The 13,637-nt window shown below is 38.4% G+C and carries 10 protein-coding genes; 7 read left to right on the top strand and 3 right to left on the bottom strand.

The window, feature by feature from the left end:
- Positions 1-31: 31 nt before the first annotated feature.
- From UABAM_RS17725 to tilS, 3 genes are all read left to right on the top strand, one after another.
- Positions 32-1,714: an FHA domain-containing protein gene (locus UABAM_RS17725; RefSeq protein WP_151969348.1), complete on the top strand. Its 1,683-nt coding sequence runs from the start codon at positions 32-34 to the stop codon at positions 1,712-1,714.
- Positions 1,715-2,024: 310 nt separating this feature from the next.
- The gene (locus UABAM_RS17730; RefSeq protein WP_173013394.1) at positions 2,025-4,358 is read left to right on the top strand and encodes an SUMF1/EgtB/PvdO family nonheme iron enzyme; all 2,334 of its coding nucleotides are present in this window, start codon (positions 2,025-2,027) and stop codon (positions 4,356-4,358) included.
- Positions 4,359-4,396: 38 nt separating this feature from the next.
- Positions 4,397-5,773, top strand: a complete 1,377-nt coding sequence (gene tilS / locus UABAM_RS17735) for a tRNA lysidine(34) synthetase TilS (RefSeq protein ID WP_173013395.1) — start codon at positions 4,397-4,399, stop codon at positions 5,771-5,773.
- Positions 5,774-5,819: 46 nt separating this feature from the next.
- Here the strand turns inward: tilS and ruvA are convergent, their stop codons facing one another.
- Positions 5,820-6,401, bottom strand: coding sequence for a Holliday junction branch migration protein RuvA (gene ruvA, locus UABAM_RS17740; protein ID WP_151969351.1), 582 nt, complete (start codon positions 6,399-6,401; stop codon positions 5,820-5,822).
- Positions 6,402-6,572: 171 nt separating this feature from the next.
- On the opposite strand from ruvA, the gene UABAM_RS17745 reads away from it, so the two are divergent.
- Positions 6,573-7,178, top strand: coding sequence for an FHA domain-containing protein (locus UABAM_RS17745; RefSeq protein WP_151969352.1), 606 nt, complete (start codon positions 6,573-6,575; stop codon positions 7,176-7,178).
- On the opposite strand, the gene UABAM_RS17750 is transcribed toward UABAM_RS17745, so the two are convergent.
- Both UABAM_RS17750 and UABAM_RS17755 read right to left on the bottom strand, forming a co-directional pair.
- Entirely contained in the window at positions 7,179-7,889 is a 711-nt protein-coding gene (locus UABAM_RS17750) for a pentapeptide repeat-containing protein (RefSeq protein ID WP_151969353.1), read from the bottom strand.
- A gap of 148 nt (positions 7,890-8,037) precedes the next feature.
- Positions 8,038-9,369, bottom strand: a complete 1,332-nt coding sequence (locus UABAM_RS17755; protein WP_173013396.1) for a S8 family peptidase — start codon at positions 9,367-9,369, stop codon at positions 8,038-8,040.
- Between the two features lie 39 nt (positions 9,370-9,408).
- Between UABAM_RS17755 and UABAM_RS33470 the strand changes: the two genes are divergently transcribed.
- From UABAM_RS33470 to UABAM_RS17770, 3 genes are all read left to right on the top strand, one after another.
- Positions 9,409-9,600 carry a hypothetical protein gene (locus tag UABAM_RS33470; RefSeq protein WP_173013397.1) on the top strand — a complete coding sequence of 64 codons (192 nt, stop codon included), beginning with the start codon at positions 9,409-9,411 and terminating at the stop codon, positions 9,598-9,600.
- Between the two features lie 257 nt (positions 9,601-9,857).
- Positions 9,858-11,609 (top strand): protein kinase domain-containing protein, encoded by a 1,752-nt coding sequence (locus tag UABAM_RS17765; protein ID WP_151969355.1) that lies wholly within the window; start codon positions 9,858-9,860, stop codon positions 11,607-11,609.
- Between the two features lie 124 nt (positions 11,610-11,733).
- Positions 11,734-13,596 (top strand): alpha/beta hydrolase family protein, encoded by a 1,863-nt coding sequence (locus tag UABAM_RS17770; protein WP_151969356.1) that lies wholly within the window; start codon positions 11,734-11,736, stop codon positions 13,594-13,596.
- Positions 13,597-13,637 lie beyond the last annotated feature (41 nt).

Raw genomic sequence — 13,637 nt, forward strand, 5'->3', positions numbered from 1 at the left:
GCGTTTTATTCGGAGACTAAGGTAGATACACATGATCGTATTTAGAATATTATCTGGTGGTAAAGAGGGTAAGATCATAAAAAGTGATTTAGATGTGATCTATGCAGGACGTAAACCTGAGTGCATTCTACAACTAGATCCCTACCAAGATCTCTCTGTTCATGGACAGCATGCTAAGATTTTTAAATCTAGCGGACATTATTATTTAGAAGATCTAAATAGCAAAAACGGTACTTTTGTAAATGAACAGCCTATTAAAGCTCCTATTCAATTAAAACAAGGAATTGTTTTTCGTTTAGGTGGAGACGGCCCAGAAATTGAAGTATACGATTGTAAGATAGAAAAAGAAGACGATGCTTCTTCGAAGATAGACAACACTTTTTTGTTAAAGCGCCTAGATACTGATACGGTGTTTAATTTTGACAAAACCTCTGTACGTTTGGGAAGACAACCTGATTGTGAATTAGCACTCGATCCTTTAAAGAATCGAGAAGTATCTGGTTATCATGCTCTTATCTGTTGTCGCGATGATGGATATTATCTTGAAGACTTACAATCTGCGAATGGGACATTTCTCAATGGTGTCATCTGTAAGAACAGTAAACTAAAAAATTTGGACATAGTTCAGTTGGGAAAAGAAGGCCCTAAGTTTCAGTTCTTGTACCAAGGCAGTTCTTCTCTAGAAACTGTTACGGAAAATGATACTGTTGAAGTCAGTAATCCAGTTGTCGCCCCTGAAGAACAAACACCATTACCACTAGATATCGTGACCGAACCTGTTATTGAAGAAGAAGCCGAGACTGTAATTGGAAAAGAAGAAGCGCCGCAAGCCAAAACCGTCAAACCTGTCGCCAAGAAAAAAATACGAAAAACGAAACAGAATGTTGATTTTGTCGCCCAAGTTAAGGATGTATCAAAAAAATATTTACAGCAAATACGCGACAATAAAAACTATAAGAAAATAGCCACCTATGTCCGCAATCATCAAAAGGAAAGCATTGTCATTGGAGTTGTTTGTGTTGTAGCTCTTGTTATGCTTTTTAGTGTTTTTTCACGAAATGTCTATGACAAGACTAGCTTGTTTGAAACGTACAATGAAACAATAGTTCCCATATATAGTCGTTATTTGGTGAGAGTGAACGGAAAAACAATTCGCGGACAAATGTATAGTACAGGTGTCTTATATAACAATAATGGTAAGACAAATGTTATTGCTCTACACGATAGTATTTTCCCATGGAAGAAAAAATCTCAAGATAAGGTAGAGGAACTTATCCATGTTATCGCTATTTGGCCAAGTCATACGCCTCTTTTTGACAAAAGTTTAGGGTATCACACGTTAGACTTTACATACAGTTATAATAATGATCATACACGCATTGGTGGAAAAAAAATTGGTGGTGTTACGGTCGATAAGGATGGCATGACATGCAAAATTGTGATTGATTCGATCGTTCCATTTTCGTTGCCAAAAAAGGATGTATTGATAAATCCGCAAAAAAATAATGAAGAAGAGCAGGTGTTTTCTATATACACAAGCCCTGAAAACGGTATAGATGGTAACGGTACTTTGTCCAAAGTTGTGACGATGGGCAAGGCAAAAGGTCCGAACTTAGTGATTTCGTGCAAGTCTCAAGGTGCACCTATTTTTAACACATATGGTGAAATTATCGGTGTGTATCTAGACAGCAATCTTGTTCCTATTAACTATTAGTTGGGTTTTTATCAATGCCTATTATTTTTAAATGTCAGTGTGGGCAGTACTTTACATCGGCAAATTCTCTAGTAGGTTATAAATTTGACTGTGTCAGGTGTCATATTCAATTAACAGTTCCCAATCCTCATTTTGAAGAAAAAAAACAACAAGACATTCTAGATGTGCTTTTTCCAGATGAGCCGAAATCAGAACAGAAAAAATCTATACTTTTTGAAAAAAGCGACCGATGCCAACATTGCGGAGCAAAAATGTTGAGTGGACAATATGTTTGTAGTTTATGTGGATTACAGAGTGGGTAAGGATAAAAATGTTAGATAATGAAGCAAAAGTATGGGACCATTCACAAATAACCAGAGCCATCCAAGTACTCGAAATGATGTTAGAGACGCAGATAAACATAAAGTTACCTTTGCTTGTAAACTTGAGTCAGAACGACGTTGGTGATATAGGAATACTGCAAATACTTTTTTCCACAGAGGGAATAAGTTTTTTAGAGCTTCTACATGAAGGCCCTCTTGAAGACCTGTGTAACGAAATATACAATCTTGAATTAGAGGATACACGTATCGCATACCAAATGAGTTCTGTGCGCAGACAAGTTGCTAGTTCTATTTGTAGTTCAAATTTGCAGAGAGAAATTTCCTCTACATGCTATTTTAATTCATCTCTACACGATGTTATCCAAATGTTGGCAGCACGCAATGCTAGCATTCGCAATGCCCTGCCCTATGATTTGGTCGATTGCGCTTCTAAGAAAGAAGAAGATATTGTTCAAAATTTAGCAGAGTATGTACAAGGCATTGGTTGGGAAAATGTTCCTTTTGGAGAACGCGAAGAGCTTTTGCTATGCATAGGCTATCACTACTTCAGCAAATCATTTTATGTCGATGTATCCAATTTGATTATGGAAGTCATGGAAACAGGGGTTGCAAATCCTCTTATTTACATGCTGTACTTTAAAGCCGCACTAAAATGTAAAGAATATGATGCGGCATTAGAAGCCTACAATGCTGCTGTCGATTCAAGTCCTTCGTTTGCCATATTGCCAGCTGACCGTTACGAAGTGAATAGTGTACTCTCCACAAATATCTTTGAAGAAATATATTGTGGGTTAGATAAAAGCATTAATATTCCTATTTTTATCAAGGTCCTCAAAAACCCACCTTCCCAAGCCGTAGAGAACATAAAAGAGAGTGGTAAATTAAAACACTCTAAAATTCTGGAAGTCTTGGACGTAAAACAAGTTGCCAAAGGTGCTGTTGTGGTAACGGAGTATTTCGAGAGTGTACCGCTAATGCAGTATATCGCAGAGAATGGTCCTCTAGATTTAGATCGATGGCAAGAAATCGCCATGCAAATTTTGGGAGCTGTTGCGCACGCACATGATTTTGGTCTAGCGCATGGCTATTTATCTCCACATAGTATTTTATATGATGGGGAAAATATCAAAATGAGTAACTTTGGCTTTTGTGTCGGAGATTTGTGGGGCGAGGGCATTAATCAATATAGCTTTGAACAGGCCACTTATTTTGCACCAGAAGTTAGAAAAAGTGAGGCCCTAGCGCTATCTAGCGATGTATACTCGTTGGGGAAAATATTAAGTTACTTATTGACCGGAAATGCCAATGATCCCTTTAATGATAGCATTCCTGACCATGTACGCTCTGTTATCGCGAAAAGTATAAAGTACGATCATAATGAACGTTATGCCAATGCAGAAGAAATATTCAAAAGTCTTGTGGAGTCATTGGCGAATCCAAGCGAGAGTAGACAATCTACACCAGCAGAGCCAAAGGCAGCCGAAAGTCCAAAGTTCATCATGGACCAAAATGGCAAAAAAATATCTCTTCCTGAGCATATGACGGTAAAAGGAGATAAGGTATACAACAATAAAGACGGCAGTGTGATGGTTTTAATTTCTGAAGGTTCCTTTTCTATGGGGTCAACAGAAAGAAATAGTGAATCTCCCATACACGACGTACACCTAAGTAGCTATCTACTGGATTTATATCCCGTGACCAACAAGCAGTACATGCGTTTTTTACAAGAAACATCTAAAATGGATTTGACACAACTCGCTCATCCTAAACAAACTAAAGTAAATAACTTTAAGCCAAAGGGATGGAGAACACCTGAGTATTCTGCATTTAGTGATTTACCGAATAGCCCGGTCATTTTTGTCGATTGGTGGGATGCTTGGGCATATGCGAAGTGGGCAGGGAAAAGTCTACCTACGGAAGCGGAATGGGAAAAAGCGGCCCGTGGTAACGATGGACGAATGTATCCGTGGGGACAAGATTTACCAACAACTGCGATGGCCAATTTTGGTGGTAATATAGGTAAAACAACGCCTGTTGGATCATATCCTGAAGCAATGTCTCCTTACGGATGTTTGGACATGGTTGGGAATATTTCTGAGTGGTGCTATGACACATACGATCCTAATTTCTATAGGGTAGCACGGTCGAAAAATCCTGTAAATAGATCGGATAAACTTTCACGAGTTGTGCGCGGTGGATCTTGGACCGACGCTGTCACGAGTATTCGCAATACTGTCCGCGGGTGCTGGATGAATACCGTTCGCTATAATTTTATAGGTTTTCGTTGTGTATATCGTCTTGACCCTGATGTAGATATTTAAAGCTTTCTATGTTGTCCATTGTGAAAGACGTGATCAAGGTGAACAATGAACATAACTTGATTCATCGTGGTAATCGCATTGTTGTTGCTGTTTCCGGTGGTGCGGATTCTGTGGCATTACTTCTCATTTTGTTAAACATTCGTTCGCACTATACTCTCAACTTAGCCATTGCCCACCTTGATCATGGACTTCGGGAAAATTCCACAAAAGAGGCTCTCTACATTGCGCGTTTGGCCAAGACTCACAATCTACCTTTTTACGTTTGTTGTGAAAATTTGCTGTTGTACGGCAAACACGCTATCGAAGAGCGAGCACGAAATGCCCGGTACGCATTTTTACAAAAATGCGCAGTTCAATTTAAAGCGCACAGCATTGCTGTCGCACATCACGCCAATGATCAAGCCGAAACCATATTATTTAATATTATTCGTGGCAGCAGTGTTACGGGGTTGGGAGGTATGCCCTACAAGCGCAAAATAGCCGCAGACTCCTCTATTCAAATCATTCGTCCATTGTTGTCATTGCAGAAATCACAAATTGTTGATTATTTGGCAACGGAAAATCAACAGTGGATGGAAGACGAATCAAACGCTGATACGAGATTTACGCGCAATAAGATTCGTAGAGATTTAATTCCATTTTTACAAAGTAACTTCTCCGCAAAGGTTGTCCCCTCTTTAAATAAAATGGCGATTCGTTGTCAGGAAATAGTTGATTTTATGGACCAAGAGGCCAATAAATACTACGATAGCGCCGTGGCGAGTTTGTGCGAGAAAAAGCATTTGGACCCAATGATTCAACATACCTTGAACTTTCGTGTATTTGATGAAAAATTATTTGCCAAAATTCCGACACAAATAATGCCTTTTTTGATGAAAAGGGCGATGCGGTGTATGCAAATAAACACATCGGTGAACGAACACCACTATAAAATGCTTTCCAAGTTGCAAGAACAAAAAACCGGTGAAATTGACTTGTCAAGCAACGTGACGATCCATAAAAAGCCTGGAAAGATATATATTTATAAGCGTAATGACTCTTCATATATGAGTGAGGAATTTTACAGTAAAATACGGACTCCATGGGGGTGGTTTGTCGTAGAAGGTGGCAAGGAGAATGACTCGTTTGACTTTTTTGCGCAGTGGATGGACAAAGAAAAAATTCAATTTCCGTTACGAGTGCGTTCTTGGAAAAGAGAAGACGTTATGAAGCCATTGGGTGCTCCAGGAAAAAAGAAGATTCAAAAAATATTGAAAGATATTAAGTTACACGAACCTTTTCGCGATCATGTCCCTGTTGTTGTCGACCATAATGAACGAATTGTTTGGTTGGTAGGGGTCTGTGTTTCTCATCATGTGAGAATTACAGAGAAAACAACAGAAAAAACTGTGGTAAAATGTTTGTTAAATTCGTGAGGTAAGATAAGCGACGAAAAGGCGAAGGATCCTTCGCCTTTTTGGACTACATTTCTTGTAAGGCGGTTTTTATAAGATTGTCTAGAGTGATTTCCGGGTCTTTACTCATAATTTGATCGATAGAATTGGCGGCGTTCATTTGATTATAGCCCAAACTCATAAGTGCATTGATGGCATCGGTTCGCGTTGATGTGGGCTGGGCTTGCAGAGCAGAAGTTGGCATTGGTATAGAACTTATACTTCCCTTGAGTTCTAAGATGATACGCTTTGCGGTTTTAGGACCAACGCCTTTGATTTTTTTGAAATACGTTAGATTTTCTGTCAGTATTGCCGTGCGTAAATCGTCTGGAGAACCTCCTGAGAGTATATTCAGAGCCATTGCTGGACCTACACCGCTGATACTTTGCAATTTATGAAACAATATTCTCTCTTCGCCGTTGGCAAAACCGAACATTTTTATCGCATCTTCCCTTATGGTGAGAGAAGTAAATACTTTGGCATCAGTACCTGCTTGAAATTGCATTTCTGCATATGTGGAAACCTTAATCGCAAATGCCATATTGCCAATATCTAAAATGAGTTCACCATCATAACAACTAATCACTTTTCCGGTTACATATTCTAACATAATTGAAATCCACAGAAGTTTTGTCACTTGAATATTTCATCAAAAACAATATAATGTATGTCTATTAGGGCATTATATCATATCAACAAGTAAGTTCGCTAACAAATAACGCTCATGCGCCGAGTAAAGATGCTCGGTATCTACAGTAATTTAGACATGTAAGGTGAAACTATGGGTGACCATTTAACATCAATTACACTAAAAGATATCGCAAAACTGAAAGAACCACGTGAAACATATTTGGACTTGTTGCGTTTTGATGAAAAAGAGGTTCAAGAGAAAATAGCGAACTCCGCTCCTATTGTTAAAGTGTTTTTGACACGTTTAGAGCCCAAGCATATTTTTTACAGCGATGCGAAAAAATTAGTTCCCCTTCTTAAGTCTCCGCAATATGAAGAAGTGATCGTTACAGAAAAAGAGCTATTTGATTTAGAGGATTTGGGGAGAGCTATGTGTTTGGCGATCGGGCGTTACGCGCATAACCACTTTCGTACGTTTTTAGATGAAAATGCCGTTGACATGGATCCCTTTGTTTCCAGAGAGCATGGTTTAATCTTTCTCAACAAACGTCGTAAAGTCTGTTACCACGATATTGGAACTTTCAAAAAAGGTAGTACCAATGGAACGAAACTCAATGATATTTCTGTGGTAAAAAATGAGATAACGAATTGGGATACCAATGACTACTTTGGCTTTGGGGAGTGTATTAGTACCATAAAAAATGGGGAGCGGATCATGGAATCCCGTTTTAAATTACGTTATCAAAATATTGAGTAATTACAATTCAAACCCATCTTCTTCTAGAATCGTATCTTCGAGATTTGCACCCTCAAGGTTGGCACCTTTAAACTCTACATCTTCCAAATTTGAGCCTTCTAGGTGACAATTTTGCAAATTTGCTTTTTCAAAATTAGAATTTTTCAGGTCAGCGCTTTCAATGTTTGCGTTTTCTAAATCTGCTTTTCGAAGATCGGAGTTTACTAGGTAGATTCCTTCCAGGTAGGCATTTTTCATCATGGCAGATTTTAGGTTTACTTTGTTAAAAGAAGCGTTTCCTAAATCGGCGTTCTTTAAGTTTGCCTTTTCAAAATTAGAATCCATTGCCTCAACTCCTTCAAGGAGAGCTTCTTCTAGGATAGTGCCTTTGAAGTTGCATTTTAAAATATGCGTATTTTTAAAAGAGGCTTCGAGACATGTCGCACCTTGAAAGTTTACATTGACTAAACATGCACCTTCAAAATTCGTCCCCCTTAAGTTGGCATTCGAAAAATCTACATTTTCTATTTTTGTATTTTCGAAATCAGCATCACACACCTGTGCATTCTTCATTTTCAAGTTACTGATTTTGCTGTTTTTCAACTTGACTTTATTTAAGACCGCACCTGTAAAGTTGTATCCATCCATTGCTTTTTCTGTTGCTAAGCAATCTTCTATAAATTCTCGTGCATTTTCAATGATAGGTGTCGTTTTCACTTTTTTAGAAGCCATTAATATATCTCCCGTATAGATTTAGTTAAGCGTCGCAATTTCTGAGGTGATTATATAGCGAAAAAAAAAGTAAAATGCAAATAAAATTTTCAGATAAATTAAAAAAATTAAAGTTATTGAGGTAATTTTACCTCAATAACTTTGTAAATTATTTGTTGAGTGACTTAGCTTCTACGAGGGCTTTTTTAAGATCTATACGTCCTCCAGAGGCTATTTTACTTGAGAAAGCCGATACTTTTGTTACAGACGTCATCAAAACACTTTTCAATGTAACTGGATCAAGGTTGGGGTTATTGGCAAGTACTTCTGCTGCGACACCTGCTACTGTGGGAGATGCCATTGATGTTCCTGATTTTGAAGAGTAACGATTTCTTGGTACAGTAGATAAAATCGAAGACCCTGGAGCAGCAATATCAACACCTACTTTTCCGTAGTTCGAAAAAGAAGACATGGTTCCCCAGCTGGTTGTTGAAGCAACAACAAGTAAATTTTCGCTAGTGAAAGACGCAGGGTATGTAGGACGAATATCAATATTCTGCGAAGAATTACCCGCCGCAGCAACGACTAAAACACCGTATTCTTTGCCAATAAAATCAATAGCTTCGGCAACAGAGTTTCCACCTTCGTTGTGCGATTTACCAAAAGAACAATTGATGATCTTTGCACCGTTTTTCGCCGCATACATAAATGCTTCGATGACATCCACATCTTTCTCATCCGAAAAATTAGGAACGGTACGAATTGCCATAATTTTTACTTTCGAGGCTATTCCCGCAACACCTTTGCCATTGTTTTGTTGTGCGGCAATAGTTCCTGAAACGTGTGTTCCATGGCTGTGGGTATCAGATATATCAACTGTGGCTTTACCATCTTTGTCACGTACTAAAGTATTGATGCCATAAATATCGTCAATGTAGCCGTTGTTATCATCATCAATACCATTTCCTACAATTTCACCTGGATTTTTCCACATGACATTGCTTAAATCTTCATGATTGACATCAACGCCTGTATCTACAACCGCAACGATGATTTCTTTCTGTGGCTTTGTCGATTTTTCTTGGTAAACTTTATTTACAGAGATACCATTATCTCCCGCATCGGCAAAACTCCATAGGCTTCCTACACGTGGATCATTGAAAGGAGCCGCATCTTCGCTAGCGCGAACTGTTGCCACATCGCGCGCCAATTCAGTCACACGTTCACTGTGAAAATCACGCTCGGTGTATACAACACTGTCGTTTTTTTGTAAAACTTTTTCAAGCTCGTGGAGATTATTCGTATACACAACATAAGTTTGCGCGAAGAGATGTTGCGCACGCTTAATTAACTTGCTTTGTGGCATAGTTTGTTGTGGTTGTAGCTTTACAATAAGACGATCAGCTGAATAATTGTTACCGCTTTGCGATGTAAGTACTTCGTCTGCAAATGTACTGCAAACAACTGCAAAAGCGATCGCAAAATAAAGGAACTGCTTCATAAAATAGTACTCCCCTATTTTTAAAATTTTGAATAAAAAATGAAACATGCTCCCATTATACCTCTAAGGAGTCAAGATGTAAAGTTCGAGTATAAGGTGCAGTTACAAGCCCCTGACCGTGACCCTGACTCTGACTCTGACCCTGACCCTGACCCTGACCCTGACTCTGACTCTGACCGTGACCCTGACTCTGACCCTGACCGTAACCGTAACCGTAATCGTAATTCGTAACCGTAATCGTAATCGTAACCGTATTTTGTTGTGATTACGTCACGATGACCAATCTTCGTCGTCACCATAGACTATTTCTCCTGTGTCATGGATAGTCATAAATTTAAATTCTCCGCGATTGGCGGGATTTGTTAAATGTATAGCTCCAAGTGGTATGTTTTTTGCTAAGTACCTTTACAATAAAGTTTTACTCCAAAATCACAATATTGTATCACAGCCAAATAAATATAAAGGACTTATCAAATTCGGGAGATATTATGATGAATTTACAAAACGATTGCGGTTGTGTCTTAAGAAATCGTTACGAAATAAAAGAACTACTTGACGAAGGTGGAATGAGCAGTGTCTATATCGCAAATGATACATTTTGGGAGGAAGATGTTGTCGTGAAAGTAGTTCAAATCCCACAAGATGAAGATGAGTTACAAATTTTAAGTCGTATGCAGCGCGAGTATAAGATTCTCCATAGTCTCGATCATCCTAATATTGTAAAAGCGAGAGATTTTTTCGTGGAAGAGGATGAGTCATTTCTTGTTATGGAATATATTAAAGCGAGCTCTTTGAGAAAAGTGATTGTGTCACAGAATGACTTTTTGACGTTTGACCAAAAAGTAAAAATTATGATAGACCTTCTCGCAACAGTTAGCTATGTCAATCAACATGATATTATTCATCGTGATCTAAAACCAAGTAATATTCTTATTGATAGCAACTTAAACCCTGTGCTAGTTGATTTCGGTATTAGCAAACCATATCGTACAGATTTTGAGACATTGACAAAGGGGGCCGCTGTTATGGGAACTTATGATTACATGAGTCCTGAACACCTTAACATGCAACCTCTGACGTTTTCCGATGTATTCTCTTTGGGGGCAGTACTTTATCAACTTTTTACCTGGAAAAAAAACGGACCTTTTCACGGTACGACTCCATTTCAAATATCAAGAAATATAATATCTGGTAACATTGCACCTTTAGTGGATGTTTTGGATCATCCACAAGAAGATAACTGCAAAATTCAAAAAGTCTCGGATGTCCTCCAGCAAATGATGGAGAAAAAACCTGAAGATCGAATTCAACTTGATGATGCTTTGGAAATTTTACAAAGTATTGCAAATAGTACCGTGCGCCATACAGAGGGAGACGCACTCGACATCGCAAGTACAAATCATCAGCATATTTTCTCCGATACGGAACGGTACAAAAATTTTGAGTTAATTGGTAAAGGTAGTATGGGGAAAGTTTATAAAGTTTGGGATGAGCATTTACAAAAAGAAGTGGCGATGAAAACTCTGATGCATCAAGCCGAGGATATGGAAAAAGACCAAATTCGTTTTACACGCGAGGCGAAGATAACAAAAGAATTACAGCATCCTTACATTGTCGAAGTTTATGACTTTGGCAGTATTGAAAATAATTATTTTTTTACCATGGAGTTCCTTGAGGGGAGGCTGCTCTTTAAAATATTGGAGGAAGGGGAATACTCTTACCGCGAACTTATCGAAGTATTTGTTAAGATTTGTCAGGCCGTAGAACACGCGCATAGTAAAAAGTGTATTCATCGCGATTTAAAACCAGAAAATATACTGATCTTAGAAAATGGTGACCCAAAAGTCACTGATTTTGGTTTGGCGAAGTTCATACCTGACTGGGAATATTTAACAACCCAAGGTTGTGTAATGGGAACGGCAAGCTACATGTCTCCGGAACAAGCTAAAGGGGATATTGATGATTTAGACGAGCGCACGGATATCTATGCTTTGGGAATTATACTGTATGTGATGCTTACAGGCACATTTCCCTTTTCTGGGCAATCGACATTTCAGATAATATCACAAACGATTTTGAAAGACCCTACTCCCGCATATGAAAAGAACCCGCGGTTACCCAAATCGTTGTCAGACATATGTATGAAGGCCATCGCAAAAGACAAAGAAAATAGATACCAAGATGTTGCGCAGTTACGACGCGAACTTACAAAAATTATGGTAGAAAATAGCAAATCATAATCTCATTTTACGTGATTTTTTGCATTACGTTAATCGGCATGTAGCGAAATATTCCTTGCATTTTAGAATACTCATGGGTTATGTTACCAAGATAAAATCATCTCTAAAAATGTAAGGAAAACAAATGAAAAAAATACTACTGCTTCTATGGATTTTTTGCATTACCAGTCTATACTGTGAACATGAACGTTACACCATCGAACAATTTCTCAGTACAACCTCCATCTCAGGTAGTTCTTTTTCGCCTGATGAAAAAGAAATACTTTTTTCTAGTGACGCCTCTGGAGTATATAACGCTTACGTTATGTCTGTGAAAGACGGTAAAGCACGCCAAATTACACATTCCACAAAAGAATCCATTTATATACTCTCTTTCTTTCCCAAAGATAAAAGAATTTTATACCGTAGTGATCAGGGAGGAAATGAGCTTCACCATATTTATTTATTGGATGAAGATGGCAAATCGCGCGATTTGACTCCTGGTGAAAAAGTTCGTTCAGGTTTTTATGGTTGGAGCCATGACCGCAAAAGCTTTTTTTATGGCAGCAATAAACGCGATCCTCGTTATATGGATGTCTACGAAATGGATATCGACACTTTCGAGGCAAAAATGTTGTACAAAAATGAAGGAGGATATTACCCTAGTGGTATTTCCAATAACAAGAAATACATCGCTTTGGCCAAAGTGATTACGCGAAACAATAGCGATATGTATTTGTACAACTGTGACGAAAAAAAAATACATCATTTAAGCCCTCACAAGGGCGATATTAATTTTTCTCCCGTTACTTTTAGTGTGGACAATACAAAATTATACTACCTGACAGACCGTGATAGTGAATTTTCTTATTTGATGAGTTATGACTTAAAAACAACGAAGTCTTCTATCGTTGAACAGACAAACTGGGATATCATGTATGCCTACTTTTCTTATAGCGGAAAGTACATGGTTTTAGGAATTAATAACGATTCGCGTACCGAAGTAAAAATATACAACACTGTTGCGAAAAAATGGTTGAAATTACCTGAAATGCCTCATGCGGATATTACTTCCGTAAATATTTCGTCTAGTGAGAACCTGATGACTTTTTATGTCAACAGTTCTCGTTCGCCTAATAATTTGTATGTCTACAATTTTACAACGGGAAAATATCGTCAGTTAACCAACACCATGAACTCTCAAATCAATGTTGAGCATCTTGTCGATGGCAATGTAATCCGTTACAAATCTTTCGATGACTTAGAAGTCCCTGCAATTCTTTATAAACCTCATCAGGCCTCTGCAACCAACAAAGTACCTGCCATTGTATGGGTTCATGGTGGACCAGGAGGACAATCTCGCATTCGTTACTCTGCGCTGATTCAGTATCTTGCAAATCATGGCTATGCTGTTCTTGCTGTAAATAACCGTGGAAGTTCAGGATACGGTAAAACATTTTTTCAGTTGGACGACCACAATCATGGCAAAGGTGACTTGGGAGACTGTATTGCGGCAAAGAAATTTTTAGCAGATACCGGTTATGTTGACGCGAAAAAAATAGCGATTGTTGGTGGTAGTTATGGTGGTTATATGGTCTTAGCAGCACTGGCCTTTCGTCCAACAGAGTTTCAAGTTGGTGTCAATATTTTCGGTGTATCGAATTGGGTAAGAACACTCAAAAGTATTCCCGCGTGGTGGGAAGCCTACCGTGAAGCTTTGTATCGCGAATTAGGAAATCCACATACCGAAGAAGAGTATCTACGTAGTATTTCACCATTGTTTCACTCCGATAAAATTATGCGTCCTCTTTTGGTTCTGCAAGGTGCAAACGATCCTCGTGTGTTAAAGGTGGAGTCCGATGAAATTGTGGCGGCAGTAAAGAAAAAAGGAGTACCGGTTGAGTATATTGTATTCCCAGATGAAGGCCATGGCTTTGCCAAAAAACAAAATCGTATAAAGGGTTTCAAGGCAATTCGTTTATTTCTCGATAAGTATTTAAAACAGTAGGTGCGTCTACATTTCGAAAAATAAGCAAAATAATTTGCGCT

The sequence above is a fragment of the Candidatus Uabimicrobium amorphum genome, assembly GCF_009002475.1.
In the GTDB taxonomy this organism is placed as follows: Bacteria; Planctomycetota; Uabimicrobiia; order Uabimicrobiales; family Uabimicrobiaceae; genus Uabimicrobium; species Uabimicrobium amorphum.

What these genes read in the sequence shown, in the direction of transcription:
- UABAM_RS17745 (WP_151969352.1), top strand. Translation starts at nt 6,573, where the DNA reads ATGGGTGACCATTTAACATCAATTACACTAAAAGATATCGCAAAACTG.
- ruvA (WP_151969351.1), bottom strand. Translation starts at nt 6,401, where the DNA reads ATGTTAGAATATGTAACCGGAAAAGTGATTAGTTGTTATGATGGTGAA.
- UABAM_RS17730 (WP_173013394.1), top strand. Translation starts at nt 2,025, where the DNA reads ATGTTAGATAATGAAGCAAAAGTATGGGACCATTCACAAATAACCAGA.
- UABAM_RS17770 (WP_151969356.1), top strand. Translation starts at nt 11,734, where the DNA reads ATGAAAAAAATACTACTGCTTCTATGGATTTTTTGCATTACCAGTCTA.
- UABAM_RS17725 (WP_151969348.1), top strand. Translation starts at nt 32, where the DNA reads ATGATCGTATTTAGAATATTATCTGGTGGTAAAGAGGGTAAGATCATA.
- UABAM_RS17765 (WP_151969355.1), top strand. Translation starts at nt 9,858, where the DNA reads ATGATGAATTTACAAAACGATTGCGGTTGTGTCTTAAGAAATCGTTAC.
- UABAM_RS33470 (WP_173013397.1), top strand. Translation starts at nt 9,409, where the DNA reads ATGAAACATGCTCCCATTATACCTCTAAGGAGTCAAGATGTAAAGTTC.
- UABAM_RS17750 (WP_151969353.1), bottom strand. Translation starts at nt 7,889, where the DNA reads ATGGCTTCTAAAAAAGTGAAAACGACACCTATCATTGAAAATGCACGA.
- UABAM_RS17755 (WP_173013396.1), bottom strand. Translation starts at nt 9,369, where the DNA reads ATGAAGCAGTTCCTTTATTTTGCGATCGCTTTTGCAGTTGTTTGCAGT.